Source organism: Planococcus sp. ISL-110, from assembly GCF_018613575.1.
Taxonomy (GTDB): domain Bacteria; phylum Bacillota; class Bacilli; order Bacillales_A; family Planococcaceae; genus Planococcus.
In genome coordinates, this window is sequence record NZ_JAGGPX010000009.1 from 1 (window position 1) to 22278 (window position 22278).

A 22278-nucleotide genomic window follows, 5' to 3' on the forward strand; every position below is an offset into this window, starting at 1 on the left:
CAGAGTTATGAAATTGATTCATTATCTGTAAATTACAAATAATAAAGAGAAATACCCAAGTAAAATGCTTTCCCCTTTTAAACAATGCCTCTTGTTAACCAATTGAAAATAAAAAAACGTCCCTGAAATTTCAGGAACGTTTTCTAAATCATTAAACTGTTGCCACTTTTTTCTCTTTTTTGATTTGCTTGCTTCGCAATTGTCCGCAAGCTGCATCGATGTCGGCGCCCTGCTCATGGCGTACTCCGCAGTTGATGCCTTTCTTTTTCAAAGCATCGTAGAAAGCAGTGATTGCTTCTGGGGTGCTCTGCTGATACTGATCATGCTCATCAACCGAGTTGTACGGAATCAGGTTGACGTATGATAAATGGCGCTTGTCTTCCAGCAGTTTCGCCAATTGGTTCGCTTCTTCGACATGGTCGTTAACATCGCGCAACAATATATACTCAAAAGTGATGCGGCGGTTCGATTTCTCCAAATAATAATCGATGGACGCCATCAGTTTTTCGATGGGATAAGCTTTGTTGATTTTCATGATGCGTGTACGCAATTCATTGGTTGGTGCATGAATCGAAATTGCCAGATTCACCTGCAAGCCCTCGTCTGCGTAGTCATAGATTTTCGGTACGATACCACTAGTCGATACTGTAATATGGCGAGCTCCGATAGCCAATCCTTTTTGCGAGTTGACGATGTTCAGGAAGCCCATCAAGTTCGCGTAGTTATCGAATGGTTCACCGATACCCATTACAACGATATGGCTGACACGCTCTTCTTTTTGCTGTGTGTCAAAATGCGCTTGTACTTGCATGATCTGTTCAACAATTTCGCCCGCGTTTAAATCACGGCTCTTTTTCAAGAGTCCGCTTGCACAGAAACTGCAGCCGATGTTACAGCCGACCTGCGTCGTTACACAGACGGAATTTCCATATTTAAAGCGCATCAGTACGGTTTCAATCAAGTTGCCATCCTGCATTTCGAAAAGGAACTTGATCGTTCCGTCCGCTGATTCCTGTTTAACCGTTTCTTTCAATGTCTGGATTGCAAAGTTGTCTTCAAGCAACTGGATGCAGTCTTTCGAAAGATTGTTCATTTCTGCGAATTCCGTGACGCGTTTAATATACAACCAGTCCCATACCTGTTCAGCACGGTACTTTTTCTGGCCGTTTTCTAAAAACCATTCTTTTAACTGATCTATCGTTAATCCATAGATGGAATTTTTCATTTTAGAACCCTCATTTCAAATTTCACAATTGCTTATTATAATACTAAAAATATCGCTTGACAACAACTATTTTTGTTTAGACAGAAAAATCTGACTTGAACACTTGCTTATTTTCTTATCCCTAAGGGTACAGAATGATAGAAAGGAGTTGGTGTTATGAGCGCAATTACACATGTAGGACTGGCAGTTCCTGACTTGGAAAAAGCAATTGAGTGGTATAGAAAAGTATTAGGCTTCTACATTCTGGCTGGTCCATTCGACTTTGATGCAGCGGATGAAAATCCGGAAGCGATGACATTGAACCTGCAAGGGGATGATCTGAAAAAAATGCGCAATGTTCATTTGATGTCTTTAAGCGGTGTCGGCATCGAACTTTTTGAATTTCAGGACCCTACATATCATGCTGAACATTATGCACCCCATGCTGGATTCATGCATATTTGCCTGGTTGTTGAAGATCTGGTCGATACGATCGAAAAGGCTGTACAGCACGGCGGCAAACAGCGAAGCAAGATTTGGAACATCAATAAAGGCAAACCTCATTACCTGGTCTACACCGAGGACCCTTTTGGCCATATTATTGAGTTGTACACACGCAGCACCTCTGAAATTTATGGAAATCAGTAATTGAAAAAGTCTTCCCGCTTTTATTTCACTTCAAGCGGACGCGTTCCACGGGCACGGCTTCTGTCGCCGCCTTCTGCTGCTTTCAAGGAATGGAGTGTTCATTAAGCTTTGGAAAACCAGGGTTTGTTAGAGATTTCTTGACAGCTCGGAAAAAACCCAGGCCACCTTTTCAGGTGGCCTGGGTTTTTAAATTTATATAGCGCTTCCGCTTTTCTTATCGTCCAGACTCTAGCTGCCAGATTCTAGGGTCATAAGCTACTCTAGCTATGCGGCTAAAAAAACGCCGCTTCGCCAGATCGTCTTATGCCCGTCGGAGCTGTGCGGCCGTTTCCGCTTTTCTTATTGTCCAGACTTCAGCGCCCAGCTCTTCGGGTCATAAGCCAACCCAGCTGTGTGGCTGCAAACACGCCACTTCGCTAGTCTGTCTTATGCCCGTCGGAGCTGTGCGGCCGTTTCCGCTTTTCTTTAGATCAATTGTTCTTTTTTCTGAAGCATCGTGCCGTTTTTAGCTAAATCTGCATGCCATGAGAAAGCTTTTTCTAGAACATGCGGGGTTTGTCCGCCGCGCGTCAAGGCTTCATCATAATACTCACGCAATTGCGCACGGTACAATGGATGGACACAGTTTGCCAGGATGACTTCCACGCGTTCACGCGGAGCCAATCCGCGAAGATCTGCATAGCCCTGCTCTGTTACGACTACATCAACATCGTGTTCCGTGTGATCCACATGTGATACAAACGGCACTACACTTGAAATATTTCCGTTTTTGGCAATTGATTTTGTTACAAAAATCGCCAAGCGTGCGTTTCGTGCGAAATCGCCTGAACCGCCGATGCCGTTCATCATTTTAGTTCCTGAAACATGTGTCGAGTTGACGTTACCATACATATCGAACTCCAAAGCCGTATTGATCGAAATCAATCCGAGTCGGCGGATAATTTCCGGATGATTGGAAATTTCCTGTGGGCGCATAATAATCTTGTTGCGGTAATTTTCAAATTCGCCGAAGACCTGTTTCATTTTCGGTTCAGATAATGTAATAGAGCAGCAAGAGGCGAAGCTCACTTTCCCTGCATCGATTAAATCAAAGACAGAGTCCTGTAGGACCTCCGAATACACCTGTAAATCTTCGAATTCCGAATCGACCATGCCATGCAAAACAGCATTTGCAACAGAACCGATGCCTGATTGCAAAGGTGCCAATTTCTCTGTCAATCGGCCCTCGCGGATTTCAGAACGCAAGAATTCAAGCAAATGGTCTGCCATGATTTTTGTTTCTTCGTCCGGTGGTACGATATTTGAAGGTGAGTCCAATTGTTCGGTGAAAACAATGCCTCTGACTTTTTCCATGTCGATTGGAATTCCGACAGTGCCGATACGCTGATCGACAGCTGTCAATGGAATCGGTGAACGCTCGCCTTGTTTCCCAGTATCATAGATGTCATGCAAGCCTTCAAATAATTCAGGCTGCGCCATATTAATTTCTATAATGATGTTCTTCGCGTGCTTCGCAAACACAGCATTGTTCCCGACAGAAGTTGTCGGAATGATCATGCCGTCTTCCGTAATCGATAAAGCTTCTAAAATTGCAAAATCTATCGTTTCTGTGACTCCTGTACGAATCCATTCTGCCGTATGCGACAGATGATGATCCACGAACAGCATTTCACCGTCATTGATTTTTTTGCGCATTGCCGGTTCTGCCTGGAATGGCAAACGCTTGTTGACGATTCCCGCTTCCGCGAACAATCGATCGATGTCTGAGCCTAAAGAAGCCCCTGTGAAGACATTGACCTTAAAGCTTTCATTTTCCGCACGCTTGACTAATGCCAAAGGAACCGCTTTCACGTCTCCAGCACGTGTAAATCCACTAAGTCCAAGTGTCATGCCATCCTGTATCCATGAAGCCGCTTCCTCTGGCGTGGTCACCCGGTCCTGCAACTGTTTTGCTTTAATGCGTTCAAGTTTTTTTTCCATTCTTATCACTCTCTTCCGAAGTTAGTTTAGTAGTTCTTCTTTATTAATAAAGCGTTTTCATGAACGGTCGCTCGATAAAAAATCGCGTTTCACTTAAAAAAGGTAGAACTATTCATCATCTATCATCTTTTAATTATTAGATAATTTTAACTTATCCTGTTTCGGAATTGAGATTTTCAGAGTGGAAAAGAGTTAATTCCTGCGAAGCAGAGAAAAGGCTGTTTAAAGCAGCATTTTTATAACGAAAAAGTACTGTTTTCAGCGCTTTTCGGAGTTGGATGGCCGCTTTTCCTTTTTTTGTCTAGACTCCGGTGCCCAGATTCTAGGGTCATAAGCCAACCCAGCGGCGTGGCAAAAAACGCCACTCTGCCGGTCTGTCTTATGCCCGTCGAATCTACATGGGCCCCTTCGCTTTTCCTTTTTGTCCAGGCTCCGGTGCCCAGATGCTAGGGTCATAAGCCAACCCAGCGGCGTGGCAAAAAACGCCACTTTGCCGGTCTGTCTTATGCCCGTCGAATCTACACGGGCCCCTTCGCTTTTCTTTTTTGTCCAGGCTCCGGTGCCCAGATGCTAGGGTCATAAGCCAACCCAGCGGCGTGGCAAAAAACGCCACTCTGCCGGTCTGTCTTATGCCCGTCGAATCTACACGGGCCCCTTCGCTTTTCCTTTTTGTCCAGGCTCCGGTGCCCAGATTCTCGGGGTCATAAGCCACTCCGGCTGTGCGGCACAGAACGCCGCTTCGCCAGTGCGTCTTATGCCCGTCGAATCTACACGGGCCCCTTCGCTTTTCCTAGAACCCTAAGAGTTTTCTGAAGTAGCTGGAATAGGATTGGCTGACGGGGATCTGTTCCCCATTATTCATTGCCAGCACAAATGTGGAATGCGTATCCGGATAAATTTCTTCTATATGATGGACGTTGACGATGAATGAACGATGGCAACGGATAAACGATTCACGAGGCAATAGGAATTCGAATTCCTGAAGGGAGTTTTTATTGGTGCCCGAATAGCCTCCCGCATGAACATGGGTTTTGCGGTCTTTCACTTCCAAGTACTTAACTTCTGTGAACGGAATCGGTTTCCAGCCATCCGAACTTTTCACGGTCACTACCGACTTGCCTTCAGTAAATGCAGGATAGATGGCCATGACACAGCCTTGCAGCTTGCCGTCGTGGTCAAACGGCACCGCCATTCCATGGTACGGTACGCCAAAAAGCTCCCGATTGATGAATTCGGATGTTTTCTGATTTGCTGTCAATGCTTTGTGGGCAATGGTCCCCGGTTTTACCGGATCCCCGGCTTTTATCTTTAAATCCACACGTTTGCTTGGACGGTAGTAAATATATTCTTTTGTGTTTGTCACAGCAATCGAAATTTCATCAGAGAATAGTTCCCCCATGACATTCAATAGTGAACCCAGTGTAAAACTCTCCATAATAACCCTCCTGTTCAAGCTCAATATTTTGATTATACATGAAAAGCTTTTCTTCCATTAGAAAAACCAGCCCTCTAAAAAGACCGGTTTTGGAATTTCATTCGGATAACAGCATTGTACCCTTATTCGCCAAATTGGCATGCCAGGAAAAAGCTTTTTCCAGCACGTGTGGCGTCTGCCCACCCAGCAGCAGCGCTTCCTCGTAATACGCGCGCATTTGCTCCCGGTACATCGGATGGACACAGCGCTCGATAATTAGTGGAACCCGTTCACGCGGAGCCAGTCCGCGCAAATCCGCGTACCCCTGTTCGGTTACCACCACATCGACATCGTGCTCGGTATGATCCACATGCGTGGCGAACGGTACAACGCTCGATATGATGCCGCCTTTAGCAATCGATTTGGTGACAAATATTGACAATCGGGCGTTGCGGGCAAAATCGCCTGAGCCGCCAATTCCATTCATCATTTTGGTGCCAGACACATGGGTCGAATTCACATTGCCATAAATGTCGAATTCCAATGCGGTATTGATGGAAATCAGACCGAGGCGCCGAATCAGGCCCGGATGATTCGTAATTTCCTGCGGCCTCAAAATGATTTTATCGCGATAGGCTCCAAAGTTTCCAAATACCTGTTTCATTTTTTCCTGAGACAAGGTGATGGACGAAGCGGAAGCGAATTTCACCTTGCCTGCATCAATCAAATCAAAAGCGGCATCCTGTAGAACTTCCGAATACATTTCCAAGTTATCGAACTCCGAATCGATCAAGCCATGAAGAACTGTATTCGCCACCGAACCGATTCCCGATTGCAAAGGAGCAAGGCGATTGGTCAAGCGCCCTGACTCTACTTCCGAACGCAAGAAGTCAAGCAGATGCTGAGCCATCACTTCGGTTTCTTGATCCGACTGCAGAATAGTGGAAGGAGAATCTTGTTGTGCAGTAAAGACGATGCCTCGGACCTTTTCAAAATCAACTGGTATCCCAATTGTTCCAATGCGGTCATCGACACGGGTCAGCGGAATCGGTGAGCGCTGCCCCTGCATTCCGGGCTCGTAAATATCATGAACCCCTTTAAATAGTTCCGGCTGCGAAAGATTGATTTCGACGATGACATTTTTGGCATGTTTGACGAAAACCGAGGAATTCCCGACCGAAGTCGTTGGGATGATCATGCCATCTTCTGTAATCTCCAAAGCCTCAATCACAGCAAAATCGATTGGCTCAATGACCCCTGCCCGGATCCATTCAGCAGTTTGGGACAAATGGTGGTCAACGTAAAGCATATCGCCGTTGTTTATTTTTTTTCGCATAGCCGGGTCTGCCTGAAACGGCAAACGCTTATGGATGATGCCCGCTTCCGCCATTAATTTATCCACGTCTGAGCCTAAAGAAGCCCCAGTAAAGACATTCACTTTAAACTGTTCTGTTTCTGCACGGCGAACCAATGCATACGGTACGGCTTTGGCATCTCCTGCACGTGTAAATCCACTTAACCCAAGTGTCATGCCATCTCTGATCCAAGACGCTGCCTCATCAGCAGAGACGACCCGATTCTGTAATTCAATGGCTTTGATACGCTGAAGTTTATTGCTCAACTTTATCACCTTTCGGAGGCTTTAGTTTGTTTGCCTGTACATTTATTATACCTTATTTGCTGTCATTCAAATATAAACCAGGCTCTGGAATGGTGGATTTCATCAATTGCTTTTCACACCCCTGAAACAATATGGAATAGATATTCCCTTGGCCAAAGCTTTTTTCTGGCAATCAAAAAAGGCTTTTCATTTATGGTAAAAATCCTTAGCCCAGTGCGTGCAGCGCCAAAGCGCTTGGACTTTTGGCGTCAGTGGCTGGAGCGAAATCCTCAGCTTAAAGCCTTATTTTCACAAGACCATAATTCGGAAAATATATCCAGACAGTTCCGTTGACAGCAGGTAGCCGCTCAAATAATATAGAAAAGCTGAAGAAAATAAATTTGGATAAAACATTATAGAAGAATAGAGGATACCTGCCATGTCTGCAGACCAAAAAAAGAAGATTTCCATCCTGATGATCAATATGTTCATCGCTATCGCAAGCTTCGGAATAGTCATTCCGATTCTGCCTTCCTATTTGGTATCGATTAACCAAAGCGGCATGGCCGCAGGCTTGATGATTGCGATTTTCGCCGCTGCCCAATTCATTTTCTCGCCAATCGCCGGAAAATGGGCAGATCAATACGGACGCCGAAAAATGATCATTTTGGGGTTACTCGGCTTAACCATCTCCATGTTCGTTTTTTACGCTTCTGACTCCATTTGGATTTTGTATTTATCGCGCGTCATCGGCGGAGTGGGGGCAGCTATGCTGATTCCGGCAATCTTTGCCTATATTGCGGACATTACGACCTTCGACCAGCGTGCAAAAGGAACCAGCCTGGTTTCAGCTGCTATGTCTCTTGGAATTGTCGTCGGGCCTGGAATCGGTGGCGTTTTAGCTGATTATGGATTGAAACTGCCTTTCCTCGTATCAGCACTGGTATCTTTAGGAGCAGTCCTTTTTTCCGTCATCTGGTTGAAAGAACACGATGTCACAGATGCCGATCCTGCATTGGCTGCCAAGTTAACGGATGAAGAATCCATGTTCACCAAGATTGGCCGTTCCACCAAAATGCCGTATTTCATTCCATTGATCATCACGCTCGTTATGAGCTTTGGCTTGCTGGCTTACGAATCAGTGGTGGGTCTATATTTGGACAATCAGTTTGACTCGACCGCAAAAGATATTGCCTTTATGATTACCGCAACGGGAGTCGTCAGTGTCATCGTCCAATTGTTTATCGTTGACCGGATTGTTCGCCGCTACGGAGAAGTTGCCATCCTGATTTCGTTTCTCGGTGTAGCAGCATTCGGCTTCCTGATGTCTTTGTTTGCAGGAAGCTATGCCATGTTCTTTGCCGTTTCGCTGGTGATTTTCCTGGCCACTTCCATTTTGCGCCCTGTCCTCAACACCTTGATTTCAAAAATGGCTGACGGTGAAGTCGGCTTTGCAATGGGCATGAACAATGCCTATATGAGCATTGGAAATGTAATCGGCCCTTTGCTTGCAGGCGTCCTTTACGATATCAATATTGTATACCCATTCATTTTGGGTCTGATCATGCTGATGATCACCATGTTTGTCACAGTAGCTTGGCGGCGTTCACGAACCGCAAAAGCTTTTGCAGCTGTATAATGCCTAACGACTAACAGGTTCTTCCAGAATAGCCTGTTTTTCTTGTGCTTTTTATCGACCATTGGTTCCAGCTTTACGGGTTTGTTTATACGTTGTATAATATTTGTACAACAAATACCATAAATCTATAGAATGAAGGTAATGCTATGTATAATATTAAGGCAGCTGCCAAAGTCTTAGATATGCCGAAAGTGACCATCCGTTCCTGGGAAACGCGTTACAATGCAATCACCCCTGCCCGAACAGAATCTGGACACCGCTTGTATTCGGATCAAAATCTGGAAGATTTAAAATGGCTAAAAATACAAGTGCAGGATAACGGTATGAAAATCAGTGAGGCCGTAAAAAAACTGCATGCTTCACGCAAGCAGTTCTTTGCTCCAACTAAAGAAAATCCTCCAAAAGAAGCAATGGAATACAATGAGCAAATAAATCAACTTTTTCAGGCTGCGGCCGAGATGGATACCGAGCGCTTCAACTATTTGTTGGATCTGCATTTTTCTTTATTCCATCACCAGACAGTCTTTTTTCATATTGTCGCGCCGCTAATGGTGCGTATCGGAGAAGCTTGGGAAGACGGCATCATCAGTGTTGCCCATGAACACATGATCACCCATATTGTCCAACAACGCTTTAATCAGTTTTTCCGCATTTTTCCGGTTTCCCCAAAGCTGCCGAAGGTCATGGCGCTGAGCCCAAGTGGTGAGCAGCATCAGCTGGGCTTGCTGCTGTTCACTTTATTCATGCGGGAGAATGGTTTTTCCGTGGTTTATATCGGACCGGATACACCACTCGACGGCTTGGAGGAAATGGTCACTAAACAAAATTTTAAATTGATGTGCATGTCCATCGCTTCGCGCAAAATGCTGCCGATAGCCAATCAGTATATTGACGCTTTATCCAAGGCCAATCCGGAAATGCATTTCATCCTCGGAGGCCAGGGTGTCGATTGTGAACGAGCCGAAGGCAACCGCTGGTATTTGGGCAACGATGTGAAGATGTGGCAGCAATGGCTGGATGAACAGAACTTTTAACGGTATACAAAAACTCCCTCAATCTTAGATTGAGGGAGTTTTTGTATCGTTTTATTATAGTCTTATTCCCAATCAAGCTCCTGATAATCTTTTTGATAAGGTCCGTTGTCTGTTACTTCCGAATGATAGAGTGCTTTTAAGGCAAAGCCTTTTTCAAGTTCCATTTCTTTAATCAACACTTTATACCGTTTTTTCAATTCCGGATGATCGCTGACCAGCTGCTCCATTTTGGATTTTGTGTATTTCATCTTTATCCGCTCCTTTTGGATCTTCTTCTCTCATTGTACACTGCTATAGAAAAAAACGCACTTGCCTTGGCAAGCGCGTCACTGTTTATCCCGCTTTAACGGTCAGTAAGACTCCCACTGCTGCAAGCGGGAGCACTGACCGTAAAAGTCCGATTGGATCAACTAACAACCAGTGGGGGATGAAAAATCCCCACTGATTGAAGTTTCTCTTTATTGGCTTCAGCCTAAATAATGAAAAACGAAATTCGCCAGGAATAAACCGGCAATTACATACAGGGCCGGTGAAACTTCACGCCATCTGCCGGTTGCGATTTTCAGAACCGGATACAAAATGAATCCGATGGCGATACCGTCCGCAATGCTGTACGTGAATGGTATCAGTGCCACAATCATCAGCGCTGGAAAGCTTTCAGTCATATCCTTCATATCAAGGTTCTTGATGTTCTGCAGCATCAAGCCACCGATGATGATCAGGATCGGCGCAATGGCACTGTCCGGAATCAGTTTGATGACCGGAATAAAGAACGAAGCAACCAGAAACAACAATCCTGCCGTAATGGTCGTCAAGCCTGTCCGGCCTCCAGCTGTCATGCCGGCTGCACTTTCGACCGTAGCTACTGTTGGGCTGGTTCCAAAAACGCCGGATGTCATGGCTGACACGGAAGTTGCCTGAAAAGCACGGCCGAATTTCTCCGGATGCTCGATGAATGCCACTTGTCCGTGGACAAGCCCGATGTTTTCAAATACCAGTACCATCGTCAGCGAGAATACCGCAACCCAAAACGTCATGGACAGGATGTTGCCAAAGGACAGCGCTCCGAATACCGCAAATGCTTCTGTCGCATTGATTGACGACTCGCTCATACTGCCGAAATCAATCAACCCGAAAAACGAAGCGATGACCGTTCCCACCACAATCGTGATGAGGAAATTCCCTGGCACGTTGCGGATGAACAGCACAATTGCAACAAGGAAGGTCAGCACTGTCGCCAGCACCTGCGCTTCTGCAAGCGAGCCGAGTGCCAGGATCGAACTCGTCCCACGCTCAACGATGCCGCCTTTTTCAAGCCCGATCAGCATAAGGAATAAACCCAGTCCGACCGTAATCGCTTCCTTCAATGAATGCGGCACTGCCGCGCTAAGCATTTTCGCGAAACGCGTGAATGCCACCGCCACAAAGATCACACCGGAAACAAAAACGACCGCCAGCGCTTCCTGCCACGACAAGCCCATCGATTGGACCATCGTGTAGGAAAACAAAGCGTTGATTCCCATACCGGGCACCAGCAAGATCGGGGCATTGCCCCAAAACCCCATGATCAAACAGCCGAAGACCGACGCCGCAATTGTCGCGACAATCGCCGCTTCAAGCGGCATGCCTGCTTCCGACAGGATCAGCGAATTGACGGCGATAATGTACACCACCGTAAAAAAGCCAACCAAGCCCGCTGTCATTTCTCGTTTGACCGTTGTGCCGTTTTCCTGAAGACCAAAAAATCGATCCATCCAATTAAACATAGTCAGTACCTTCTATTAAATTAGCCCTCTCCCTACCCGCTCTGCCTATCGAAATAGGTAAGCCAAGATAGGAGTGTAATTCAAAAAGAGGGCGCTGTCAAGAGGATTTGCTTGATAAGAAAGCAAGTTTTCCACGAGCGACTGTAAATTTTTTTGAGCGACTGCAAATCCGACTGAGCGACCGGAAAATCGTTTGAACGGCCGGTAATCAGGTTTTTTTAACCATGTATGAAAATAGGATAGTTCTAGAGAGCAATGTAATGCTATAATTCAGTTAATTTATAGAAGGAGGGATTCATATAGGAAGAAAATTAGATCCATTGCCTCGAACGGAAGCATTGGAACTGTTGCTGGTGCGACTCAGCGAACAGCATCCGCAACGATCGTTTCTTGAGCGGGAGCTTCACTGGACAACTGCCGGAAAGAGAGGCGAGAGCCGCCTGCAGAAAAAGTTCAATGAATTCTATCTGGACGAAGAATTCCAGATACTATGGGACGTCAGCCTGAAAATCGCCAACTGGCCGGTTCAGATAGATGGCCTTCTGCTGACCGAGCGCTGCGCTATCATCATCGAGTCTAAAAACATCAATGGCCAGCTCCATTTCGATGAAAAGACGGGCGAATTTTTCCGCATTAATCCTGTGGGGGAAAAAACCGTCATGGAAGACCCCAGAGTCCAGCTGAATAAAAATATCCGCTTTTTGACACAGTTCTTCAAGATGAAAAAAATCAATCTTCCGGTAACCGGACTAATCGTCTTTACTGCCAAAGATTGCGAATTCGCATCCAAACCGCATGGCGCTTCTATCTGTAAAACTTATCAAATGATTGAGTTCCTCTTAAAGATTCTGCAGGCTTTCCCCCATGAAGCCGAACAGATTAAACTGTCTAAAATCAAAAAAATGATTTTGACAAATCAAACCCCTTATAAACAGTCTCCATTATGCACCTACTATTTCATTGACCCAAACGATTTGCGGCCTGGCATTTTTTGCCGTCAATGCAAGTCCCTATCGATGCAGCGGGACAAGCGCAGCTGGATCTGCAGCAGATGCGGCACGCGCGATTCCTCCGCTCATCTTTTGGCGATCCAGGAATATTTCACTTTTGTGGAACCGGAGATTACAAATCAAAAGTTCCGTGAGTTTTGCGGATTGGCATCTCCAGCCGTCGCTTCTCGCATACTTGCCAAGTTGGATTTGGAAAGCTCTGGCGCTGCGAAAAACCGAACTTATCATTATCGAAAAGAATGAGAATTGCCCCGCAAATTGCGGGGTTTTTTTTGGAAAATAGCTGAACGATTGCAAATCGATTTAAACGATTGCAAATTTTTTTGAACGACTGCAAATCCGCCTGAACGACTGCAAATCTTCTTGAACGTTTGCAAATCCGCCTGAACGCTCACAAAACCAAAAACGCAGCAAAAAAACCGCCTGAACCCTCTAAATACAAACCCTAAAAACCCACAATGCCCGCTTTCCGCAAGCGAAAAGCACTAAAACCAAAAAAGGGACCTGCAGCAGCTGCAGGTCCCTCTCCAATATAATGTTTAGACGAACATGCCGGCAATGGCTGCGCTCAATAATGACGCGAGCATACCTGCCGCAACGGCACGAATGCCGAGGCGGGCAATATCCGGACGGCGGCTTGGCGCCATTGAACCAAGTCCACCAAGCAAAATTGCGAGTGAGCTCAAGTTGGCGAACCCACAAAGGGCAAAACTGATAACCATTACTGTTTTTGGTGACAAGTTTTCGATTTCAGGAGCAAAAGCTGTGTACGCAACAAATTCGTTGAGCACCAATTTTTGTCCGATGAAACTGCCGGCCTGGACAGCTTCTGCCCAAGGCACACCGATCGCCCAGGCAAGCGGTGCGAAGATGACACCCAAAATACTTTGGATTGTCAGTCCTTCAAAACCGAACCAGCCGCTGATGCCGCCGAGCATGCCGTTCAATAAGGCGATTAACGCGATGAACGCAAGCAACATCGCACCAACATTTAACGCCAATTGAAGACCGTCAGATGCACCTCGCGCCGCTGCATCCACCACGTTGACCGAAGTTTGGTCTTTTTCCATTACAAATTCTTTTTCTTCGACTTCCTCTGTTTCTGGAATCATTATTTTAGCCATGATCAAACCGGCTGGTGCAGCCATGAAGCTTGCAGCAAGCAAGTATTCAAGCGGTACGCCGAGAAGCGCGTAACCCGCCAAGGTTGAACCGGCAACAGAGGCCAGTCCCCCGGTCATCACTGCGAACAACTCTGATTTGGTCATGCCTGCGATAAACGGACGGATGACAAGTGGCGCTTCCGTCTGTCCGACGAAAATATTCGCTGCAGCAGAAATCGATTCTGCTTTGCTTGTTCCAAGAAGCTTCGATAATGCGCCTCCCAGAAGTTTGATGATGATCTGCATGATGCCAAGGTAATAAAGAACTGAAATCAAAGAGGAGAAGAAAATAATGATCGTCAATACCTGGAAAGCGAAAACAAAACCAAATCCTTCTACATCAGCCGCTGGGCCGAATACAAAGGCGACCCCTTCACCAGCATAATCGATGACATTCTGGACTTTATTCGAAAGGCCCAACAGGAGTTTTCTCCCGAATTCCCATTCCAGCACCATAAATGCAAACGTCATTTGGATGGCTAGTCCACCGAGAATTGTCCGTGGCTTTATGGACTTCTTGCCGCTTGATAATAGGAAGGCGATTCCGAGAACAACGAATACGCCAAAAATGCCCCACAATAAATTCACAACTTCACCTCATAGATATTTTTTTATCCGGCTTTAACGGTCAGTAAGACTCCCACTTTTGCAAGTGAGAGATCCACTGACCGTAAAAGCCCGATTGGATCAACTAACACTTAGTGAGGAAAAAGAAAATCCTCACTAAGTGAAGTTTTTTATCAGAAAATTAAGCAAATAATTTGTTTAACTCTACTGTCGTCAGACATCTTACCAAATCTATTGAAAGAAGTAAATGACTATTGTGTGACAAGAAGACAACGCATTCATAAGTCCTATTTCCCGTTATACCGGGCTTTATCGGCCTACTCTCCCCTCTCTTCTATTCCAGGATCGGCTTTCCTGAGGAAAAAAGCCAAAACCACGCCAATAATACTCAAAACACCGACCACGAAAAACGAAATATTAACGCCGCGGATCAATCCCTGTACTCCATACTGTTCAGGATCGAGCGCAGTGCTGGTCATGATGGTCACCAAAAGCGCCGTCCCGATCGAGCCCGATACTTGCCGCATCGTATTGCTCATTGCCGTGCCATGCGGGATCAGCCGTTCCGGCAATTGATTGAGCCCGGCCGTCGTCACCGGCATCATGACCAGAGCCACACCAAACATGCGGATGGCATGCATGATGGTCAAATAAAGGAATGAAGTGGTCGCCGTCAGCACCGTAAACTGGAAAGTCGAGACCGTTACAATCGATAAACCGGTAACAGCCAGCCACTTGCCGCCGACCTTGTCAAAAATCCTGCCGGCAATGGGATTCATCAAACCCATAATGATCGCTCCCGGCAGCAGCATCAGACCCGATTCAAGCGCTGTAAAGCCATGCATATTCTGCATATAAATCGGCAGGATTGTTGCGCTGCCGATCATGGAAATAAAAACGATGACACTCAGCACCGTTGATAAGGTGAAAATGCTATAGGAAAAGACCCGGAATTCCAGAATCGGCTGGTCCAGACGAAATTGCCGGCGTATGAAGAACAACAGCGAAACGATACCAACCAAAATAGAGGCGGATACAGCGGGACTGTCCCAACCCAGCGAACCGGCACTCGAGAAGCCGTAAAGAATGCCGCCGAAACCTAAAGTCGACAGCACAATCGATAAGATGTCCAAAACGGGAAAAGTTTGCTTCGTGACATTTTTCAGAAAAAAATACGCCAGGATGAGATCCAGCAGCGCAATCGGAACGACGATATAAAACAGGGCACGCCAAGGGTATTGTCCGACGATCCAGCCTGACAGCGTCGGGCCGATTGCCGGGGCAAAGGAGATGACCAAACCGAATAAACCCATCGCCTGTCCGCGTTTTTCCACAGGAAAAATGATGAACAGCACCGTCTGGGTCAAGGGCATCATGATGCCTGCACCGGCCGCCTGCACAATCCGCCCGACCATGAGAACGGAAAAACCGGGAGCCAATGCACAAATAACGGTACCGGCCGCAAATAAACCCATCGCCACAAAAAACAAATTGCGCGTAGAAAATTTGCCGATCAGAAAAGCCGTAATCGGAATCATGACCCCGTTGACCAGCATAAAGACCGTAGTCAGCCACTGTGCTGTGTTGGCAGTGATGCTCAGATCGTCCATGATATGGGGCAACGCTGTTGCCAGCAGGGTTTGGTTGAGGATTGCTATAAAGACACCGGCCATCAAAACTGACAGGAAAGGACCTTTCGCAATATTGGTATCTTCTATTTTCTTCTGTTCGATTCTCTCCATTTCCCGTCCCCCCTGTCACCTTTACTTTATTGCTTACCCGCTCGACTTTTCAAATATTCGCCTGTTCAAACAAAAAACTGCGCAGCCCGAAGGCCACGCAGTTCCCATTTATTCTGTCACTTGATTTCTTCGGCGGTTCACGCGATAGAATACCAGATACAACGCTGGAATCATAACCAGTGTGAACAAGCTGGAGAACGCCAAGCCGGCAATGATGGTCACAGCCAATGGCTCAAACAACGGGTCTCCCGATAAGGCAACTGGCACGAGTGCAATGATCGACGTGATCGATGTCAGAAGAATCGGCTTGATGCGGGCATAGCCCGATTCGATGATTGCTTCCTTAATATCGAAGTTGCCTGACAGACGGCGCGCTTCCACAAAATCGATGAGGACGACCGCGTTCCGCACAACAATCCCTGTCAGGGAAACGATTCCCATAACGCCCAGGAAACTTAACGGTGTCTGTGTCAGGAACAAGCCGAGAATCGCACCGGAAATTCCCAAGTAAACGGCGATCAGCACTAGGAATGGCAGGCTGAACGACTTAAACTGGAAGGCGATGACCAGATAAACCAGCAGGAGTACGACCAGGAACAGCAAGCCAATTTCAGCAAAGAACGCTTCCTGATCTGAATTTTCTCCGCCCGTCGATAGTTCGTAGCCTTCCGGCAATGACTGGCGTTCAGCATCCACTACGTCCAGCATCTTATTTTCAAAGTCATCCACTTCGCCGAATGCACGAAGCGTAATGGACCGGTTTCCTTCTTGATGCGGAATTTGGGCCAATCGTGTCGCCTCTTCCCCCGTCAGCAATTCATCCATCGGAATCAGCTGCGGCGGGCCCTGTTCAGTAAGGGAAGGAACATCGAACTGAGACAGGTCAATCGGTTCGCCATCTACAATGCCTGATTGTTTCAAAGACACTTCGTATGGCATCTGGCCCTCATAAATCGTGTACAATGGCACGCCCTGTGTCAACAGCTGCAGCTGATTGGTCACTGTGCTGAGCGCTATATTGTTCGCCTGCAGAGCCTCTTGGTTCGGTACATATTCGATAGCTGGAACCGGATCACCCAGGTTATCAGCGACGATGTCTGCCCCATTTTCAAGCATCTGCTGTTTCAGCACATCACGAAGCGATTCCAATTCTTCAATGTCTTCACCTTTGATGGCCACGGTCACGGGAGCGCCAACAGGCGGGCCCTGGACTATCGTCTCCAGAAAAATCTCAGCTTCCGGGAAGCGATCGCGCAGCTCTGGCTGCCATTTGCTGATAAAGTCGGACGCTGTCGTGTTTTCACGGTCGATGCGGAATGCCACCTGACCCGTATTGCCGCCTGTATTGCCCATTGAAGCGGAGAACAGGTTTGGCAGGCCTTCACCGGTAAAGATGGCTGTTTCAGTGACCTGCTCATCTTCCGCTGCCACCTGCTCGGTCAAATCGGCAAGGAATGCATTTGTTTCTTGGATGGTCGTGCCTTCTGCAAGACGGACATCCATCGTCACTTCTTCCCGGTCAGCTGCCGGGAAAAATTCAAACGGTGTTAAGAGTGCAAGGGACAATAAGCCTGTCGCTACCAGCAAGCCGCCAATTCCTACAAGAAGCGGCCGTTTCAATACGCTGCGCAACACTTTATTGGAATAAAACAAGGCAATCTTCTCCAACGGTTTTCCTAGGAAACCCGGAGTGTCTGAAATTTTCTTCGCTCTTCGTTTTGTTTTCAAATACTGCATCATCGGCACCAGCGTGATCGACAGCACCGTTGAAGCCAAAATGGTGGTGATCAAAATACTCGGCAAGGCTTTGATGAAGGCCCCATTGCCTCCTGACAAGAGCAGCAATGGCGAAAATGTCACGACGATCGCCAAACTGGAGGAAATAATCGACGGATACACTTCACGGACGCCGGTGATGGCTCCATTGAGCGGTGAGTCGCCCAATTTATAGCGCCGCTGGATATTGTCGTTGACCACGATGCTGTCATCGACCAGAATACCGATGGCAATAATGAGCCCGATGACCGAAATCTGGTTCAAGTCGACACCCATGAACGGAATCGGAATCATGCCGATCAGCACCGAAGCCAGCACTGTCAAAGCAACCGCAAAAGCTCCATACAAGGTCAACCCAGCTGTAGTGACAATCAAGACTGCCAATACCGCAATGGCCAATGAAACATACAGGCTGTTGAAGATTTTGTTGACATTATCCGCTTGTGATTCGTATTTCTCTGCTTGCACACCAGCTGGCAAGGTTTCTGTAAATGCCTCAATCACTTCCGAGACATTGTCATCTACCGAAGGAACATCCTGCTCTGTCTGCAAAAAGACCGTATAGGAAATCGCCCGTTCCCCTTCGAACGTCACAATATCTACAGTTTCCTGGTCTACGGTTTCAATGGTCGCCACGTCAGCAAGCGGAACGGCTGCCCCGCCTACTTGAAGCTGCTCAAGCTTTTCGATGCCTTCGCTTTGCTGTACGGTAAGGCTGATTTGTTCATTGCCATTGTTATGGGTTCCGAGCGACAACGGCTGGTTTGCCCGCTGAAGCGATTCGAGCACTTCGAATGGCTGAAGGTTATTGGCTGCCAATTCTTCACTGTCCAGTTCAATAAGCACTTGCTGCGTATTCAAGCCTTTGACAGTAGTTCCCGCGACTCCTGATACCGCTTCCACTCTTTCCGATAAATCAGATAATCCACTTTCCATATTGGCTAACTCTTCTTCATCTCCATAAAACATATACGACACCAACGGGAAAGTCAGATCTAGTTTTTCAACTGTGGGTTCCTGAGCTGTATCAGGAAATCCTGAAGCTGCGCTGCCGGCCTGCTGCTGGATGCTGTTGATCAGTTCGTCCGGGTTCTCGCCATCCTCAATTTCCAGCGTAATGATGGAAGCTGAATTGGCAGAGATCGACTGCATTGATGCAATGCCATCCACTTTTTGGATTTCACGCTCCAGCGGATTGGTTATGGAGATTTCCACTTCTTCCGGTCCCGCACCCGGCAGTATCGTTGACACCAAAACCAGGTTCGATGGTGTTTCCGGAATTTCACGCTGAGGCAGCGTCAGGAACGTATAAGCTCCTATAATCGAAAAAATCAAAATCAGGAAAATAAATAATTTGCTGCGATCCAATAGATAGTTCATCGGCTTTGCCCCTTTACTTTTTTGTATAATAATTGTATAACTCAAACTTTGGAAACGCTAGCATAATGCATAGAAAAACCGGATGAAATTTCCATCCGGTTCTACAAGCTCTGCATTTTTTGCTGCTTCATCAAAAAAGCGGCGATAAACAGGAGCAACGGCAAGAGAATAGCCAAGCGGAACCAAATTCCTTGCCCATCCATCGAGATTAGAAGCGCGGGCAGAAGCAAAGCGACCCCGCTCCAAAAAAGTGCTTTCCAAGACCGTTTCCAAAGACCGATAAACGCCAGCACAACCGCAGCAATAACCAGAGACCAAAGCAAAATTCCCATCAGAAATAAGCCCACCGGTAAGCACCTCCTTATTTTTATGAATCTGTTATTTATCTATACCCTTTTTGAAAATTAAACATCACAAAGACATAAAAAAACGGACAGCTAAATTTCGCTGTCCGGTTAAAAACTAATTATAGATTTTGGAAAAACAAGCGAATGACATCTATACCGCCAATGACATTACCGGCTGCGGTCCCTAGATTGGTCAAAACAACGACCAACAAAACGCGCGTGACTTTATTGTCCCAAAATCCTTTGAGGGTGAAAACGTCTTTCGATAAGGTCTGAAAATCACCGACGTTCGGTCGGCGGATATACGCTTGCGCAAGTCCCGAAAACCAGCCTGCGGCCAGGAGTGGGTGCATGGCCCCGATCGGTCCGCCGACAAAAGCGGTCAGTATCGCGAGTGGGTGACCGAATGCTAAAGCGGCACCAATCGCGCCGAGGCAGGCCGTCCACAAAATCCAGCTGATGGTCTGATCAATGCCGGCGGCCGGGTTATTTATGAAGGTAATGGCAATCATCGCAACCAATGCCAATGGAATGGCCCAGCCGATGATTTTCGGCCACTTTGACTTTGGTGGAACTTTTGATAGTTCTTCCAGATCGTGTTCATTGTGGACTTCTTTGACGATCCCAGGAATATGGGCTGCGCCGAGGACCGCAACAATTTTTTTGCCAGGCGCTTTTTTAATTTTCTGCGCCAGGTATTGGTCCCGCTCATCGATAAGCGGTTTTTTCAGTTTAGGGAAGGACTGCGTAAAATCATCCATCACTGCGTTCAAAGTATCCTGTGATTTCATCTTTTCGAGGTCTTCTTCCGAGATCGTCTCTTTGCTGAAAATGCTGAAGAATACCGAAGTCAGCAGCTGCGCTTTGCCCATGAAGCCGATATTTCCCCAAATACGTGAAAATGTCACTTGAATATTGCGGTCGGCCAGCACCAATTCCGCACCGCTTTCTTTGGCCGATGCAATTCCCTGGATCATTTCCTGTCCGGGCTTGATGCCAAACTGATCTGCCAACCGATTCTGGAAAGAGGAGATAGCCAAGTTCATCAGCAGGAGACTGGCCTTCTTTTCCTTGATCACTTTGAAAATATCCGTTTCCTTCCACTTGCTGCCCTGCATCACCGATTCATAGCGCTGTGCATCCAATTCAATGCACACCGAATCCGGCTGCTCCGCTTCAATGACCGCTTTCACCTGCTCCGCACTGACTTTGGAAACGTGTGCCGTACCGATCAGGATCAATTCTTTTTCTCCGTATTCTATGCGTGTAATATTTTCATGCATCATGGTGTACTTCCTTTATAGAACTATATTTCTTTTCAACTCATTATGAAAAGACTGTCTATTCTTTATAATGAATCACAACAGCGAAAATATCAATGCCGCGCCCTTGTAAATCCGGCTGAAAAAGCGGATTGCGGTCACAGATCGGTCGCATTGAAGGTATTCCCTTCTTTCAGGTTGCCGGTTTGGAAGCCTTTATAGAACCAGCGTTTGCGCTGTTCCGAACTGCCATGAGTAAAGCTTTCCGGCACCACATAGCCACGCGAACGCTGTTGGATCGTGTCATCTCCTACTGCACTTGCCGCGGTTAACGCTTCTTCCAGATCTCCTTCCTCCAAGTAGCCCATGCCCTGCGCGTGATGCGCCCAGACACCCGACAAATAATCTGCCTGAAGTTCCAGGCGAACCTGCACTTTATTGTATTCTTCTTCACTCAATTGATTGCGAAGCGGCTGCACTTCTTCCATGACGCCGAGCAAGTTCTGTACATGATGACCCACTTCATGCGCCACTACATATGCCATGGCAAAATCACCTGGTGCCTGAAACTCGTTCTGAAGTTCATCATAAAAGCTTAAATCGATGTATAGCTTATAGTCTCCAGGACAATAAAATGGTCCGACGGATGCACCTGCCGTTCCGCATGCTGACTCAACGCTTCCGCTGTAAAGCACCAATGTCGGTTCGACATATTCCATGCCTTCTTCCTCAAATACTTCTGTCCAGACCTGTTCGGTATCTGCCAAAACGACCGATACGAATTCAGCTAGTTCCTCTTCTTCCGCAGTTGCTTCATACGGCTCGTTTGAAGTAGTCCCTGCCGATCCGCTTAATTGATCAAGGATGACACTCGGATCACCGCCTAAAAATGCCACCAGTAAGACAATCAGTATGCCTCCTATGCCGCCACCCGCAACCATTGCTCCGCCTTTCCCTCTCCGGTCTTCCACATTGCTGCTGGCCTTTCTGCCCTTCCACTTCATATCTGTTCCTCACTTCACTATTGTTTTTTAGTTTAAGCATACCCGTTAACACATTGGTTCTAATCCATTTTGGACAGCCGGTAAATTAAAAATTGTTCGCGCGGATCTTTATGGAAATCAGGCAGTGAAATTTCTCGCACCAATTGAAAGGCGGTGCTGCTTTCCAGGAAATCGCTGTAATCCTGGGATGCAAAAAACAAAATCACTTCCACCGTGCGCGGATCCGTTTCGGCTGAACGCAAAATTCCATTGATAAAATTGATGAAAACCTGCACGGAAAACGGATTGAAGAAATAAAACTTATTGTCCCGTGCCGCTATCGGATAGTCCTGCGCCAGGCAATTATAAAACTGGATGCTCTGCTCAGCGGCTTTATTCTTTTTTGTATACCGCTTTTTATTTTCGGTGGCTTCAGTAAAAAATTCCGTATTCATTTCGATCCCAGCACTTTCCGCTCTGAATAAATGGTGGACATAAAAATTCAGGCGCCCTTTCCCGCATCCGACGTCGACCAGCCTGTCTCCAGGAGACAGGCTATACCTCTCGAACAGCCTGTCCAGCAGCTCGTAAGGAGTGGGTTCATAGCGGTTATGATGCAGGGAGTCCGTAAAGCCCTTCTGGTTTCCTGCTGTTGAAATGTTCAGCCGTCGTTCATAAGCTTGCTCGTCCAACACGGATCACCTCTTTCTGATAAATTTTACGTTCTTCACCTTGCAATTGACAAGGGAATTTGTTATAGTAC

The 22278-nt window shown here is 46.8% G+C and carries 17 protein-coding genes; 4 read left to right on the forward strand and 13 right to left on the reverse strand.

Going from position 1 to position 22278, the window contains the following annotated elements:
• Positions 1–151: 151 nt before the first annotated feature.
• Positions 152–1225 (reverse strand): dual-specificity RNA methyltransferase RlmN, encoded by a 1074-nt coding sequence (rlmN, locus tag J7I83_RS05165; RefSeq protein WP_215099618.1) that lies wholly within the window; start codon positions 1223–1225, stop codon positions 152–154.
• Positions 1226–1381: 156 nt separating this feature from the next.
• Between rlmN and J7I83_RS05170 the strand changes: the two genes are divergently transcribed.
• Entirely contained in the window at positions 1382–1852 is a 471-nt protein-coding gene (locus J7I83_RS05170) for a VOC family protein (RefSeq protein ID WP_215099619.1), read from the forward strand.
• Positions 1853–2317: 465 nt separating this feature from the next.
• On the opposite strand, the gene J7I83_RS05175 is transcribed toward J7I83_RS05170, so the two are convergent.
• From J7I83_RS05175 to J7I83_RS05185, 3 genes are all read right to left on the reverse strand, one after another.
• Positions 2318–3832 (reverse strand): succinyl-CoA:acetate CoA-transferase ScpC, encoded by a 1515-nt coding sequence (locus J7I83_RS05175; protein WP_215099620.1) that lies wholly within the window; start codon positions 3830–3832, stop codon positions 2318–2320.
• Between the two features lie 790 nt (positions 3833–4622).
• Positions 4623–5267, reverse strand: a complete 645-nt coding sequence (locus J7I83_RS05180; RefSeq protein ID WP_215099621.1) for a LytTR family DNA-binding domain-containing protein — start codon at positions 5265–5267, stop codon at positions 4623–4625.
• A gap of 97 nt (positions 5268–5364) precedes the next feature.
• Positions 5365–6867 carry a succinyl-CoA:acetate CoA-transferase ScpC gene (locus J7I83_RS05185; protein WP_215099622.1) on the reverse strand — a complete coding sequence of 501 codons (1503 nt, stop codon included), beginning with the start codon at positions 6865–6867 and terminating at the stop codon, positions 5365–5367.
• Positions 6868–7285: 418 nt separating this feature from the next.
• Here J7I83_RS05185 and J7I83_RS05190 point away from each other — a divergent pair, with 418 nt between their 5' ends.
• Positions 7286–8485 carry an MFS transporter gene (locus J7I83_RS05190; protein ID WP_215099623.1) on the forward strand — a complete coding sequence of 400 codons (1200 nt, stop codon included), beginning with the start codon at positions 7286–7288 and terminating at the stop codon, positions 8483–8485.
• A gap of 146 nt (positions 8486–8631) precedes the next feature.
• A complete protein-coding gene (locus tag J7I83_RS05195) occupies positions 8632–9519 on the forward strand; it encodes a MerR family transcriptional regulator (protein WP_215099624.1) in 888 nt (295 codons plus the stop codon).
• Between the two features lie 62 nt (positions 9520–9581).
• Here J7I83_RS05195 and J7I83_RS05200 read toward each other — a convergent pair whose 3' ends face one another.
• Entirely contained in the window at positions 9582–9767 is a 186-nt protein-coding gene (locus J7I83_RS05200; protein ID WP_215099625.1) for a hypothetical protein, read from the reverse strand.
• 219 nt (positions 9768–9986) lie between these two features.
• A complete protein-coding gene (locus J7I83_RS05205; RefSeq protein ID WP_215099626.1) occupies positions 9987–11285 on the reverse strand; it encodes an NCS2 family permease in 1299 nt (432 codons plus the stop codon).
• A 320-nt stretch (positions 11286–11605) separates the two neighbouring features.
• Here J7I83_RS05205 and J7I83_RS05210 point away from each other — a divergent pair, with 320 nt between their 5' ends.
• Positions 11606–12538, forward strand: a complete 933-nt coding sequence (locus J7I83_RS05210; RefSeq protein ID WP_251047478.1) for a nuclease-related domain-containing protein — start codon at positions 11606–11608, stop codon at positions 12536–12538.
• Between the two features lie 296 nt (positions 12539–12834).
• Here J7I83_RS05210 and J7I83_RS05215 read toward each other — a convergent pair whose 3' ends face one another.
• The 7 genes from J7I83_RS05215 to J7I83_RS05245 all read right to left on the reverse strand — a co-directional run bounded on the left by J7I83_RS05215 (position 12835) and on the right by J7I83_RS05245 (position 22207).
• Positions 12835–14046, reverse strand: coding sequence for a NupC/NupG family nucleoside CNT transporter (locus J7I83_RS05215; protein ID WP_215099627.1), 1212 nt, complete (start codon positions 14044–14046; stop codon positions 12835–12837).
• A 296-nt stretch (positions 14047–14342) separates the two neighbouring features.
• On the reverse strand, positions 14343–15767 hold the full coding sequence (locus J7I83_RS05220; RefSeq protein WP_215099628.1) for a DHA2 family efflux MFS transporter permease subunit: 1425 nt from the start codon (positions 15765–15767) through the stop codon (positions 14343–14345).
• Positions 15768–15875: 108 nt separating this feature from the next.
• Positions 15876–18923, reverse strand: coding sequence for an efflux RND transporter permease subunit (locus J7I83_RS05225; RefSeq protein WP_215099629.1), 3048 nt, complete (start codon positions 18921–18923; stop codon positions 15876–15878).
• A gap of 101 nt (positions 18924–19024) precedes the next feature.
• The gene (locus J7I83_RS05230) at positions 19025–19270 is read right to left on the reverse strand and encodes a hypothetical protein (RefSeq protein WP_215099630.1); all 246 of its coding nucleotides are present in this window, start codon (positions 19268–19270) and stop codon (positions 19025–19027) included.
• Between the two features lie 119 nt (positions 19271–19389).
• A complete protein-coding gene (locus J7I83_RS05235) occupies positions 19390–20556 on the reverse strand; it encodes a TraB/GumN family protein (protein WP_215099631.1) in 1167 nt (388 codons plus the stop codon).
• 134 nt (positions 20557–20690) lie between these two features.
• Entirely contained in the window at positions 20691–21536 is an 846-nt protein-coding gene (gene ypfJ / locus J7I83_RS05240; RefSeq protein WP_215099632.1) for a KPN_02809 family neutral zinc metallopeptidase, read from the reverse strand.
• A gap of 59 nt (positions 21537–21595) precedes the next feature.
• On the reverse strand, positions 21596–22207 hold the full coding sequence (locus J7I83_RS05245; RefSeq protein ID WP_215099701.1) for a class I SAM-dependent methyltransferase: 612 nt from the start codon (positions 22205–22207) through the stop codon (positions 21596–21598).
• Between the last annotated feature and the right edge of the window lie 71 nt (positions 22208–22278).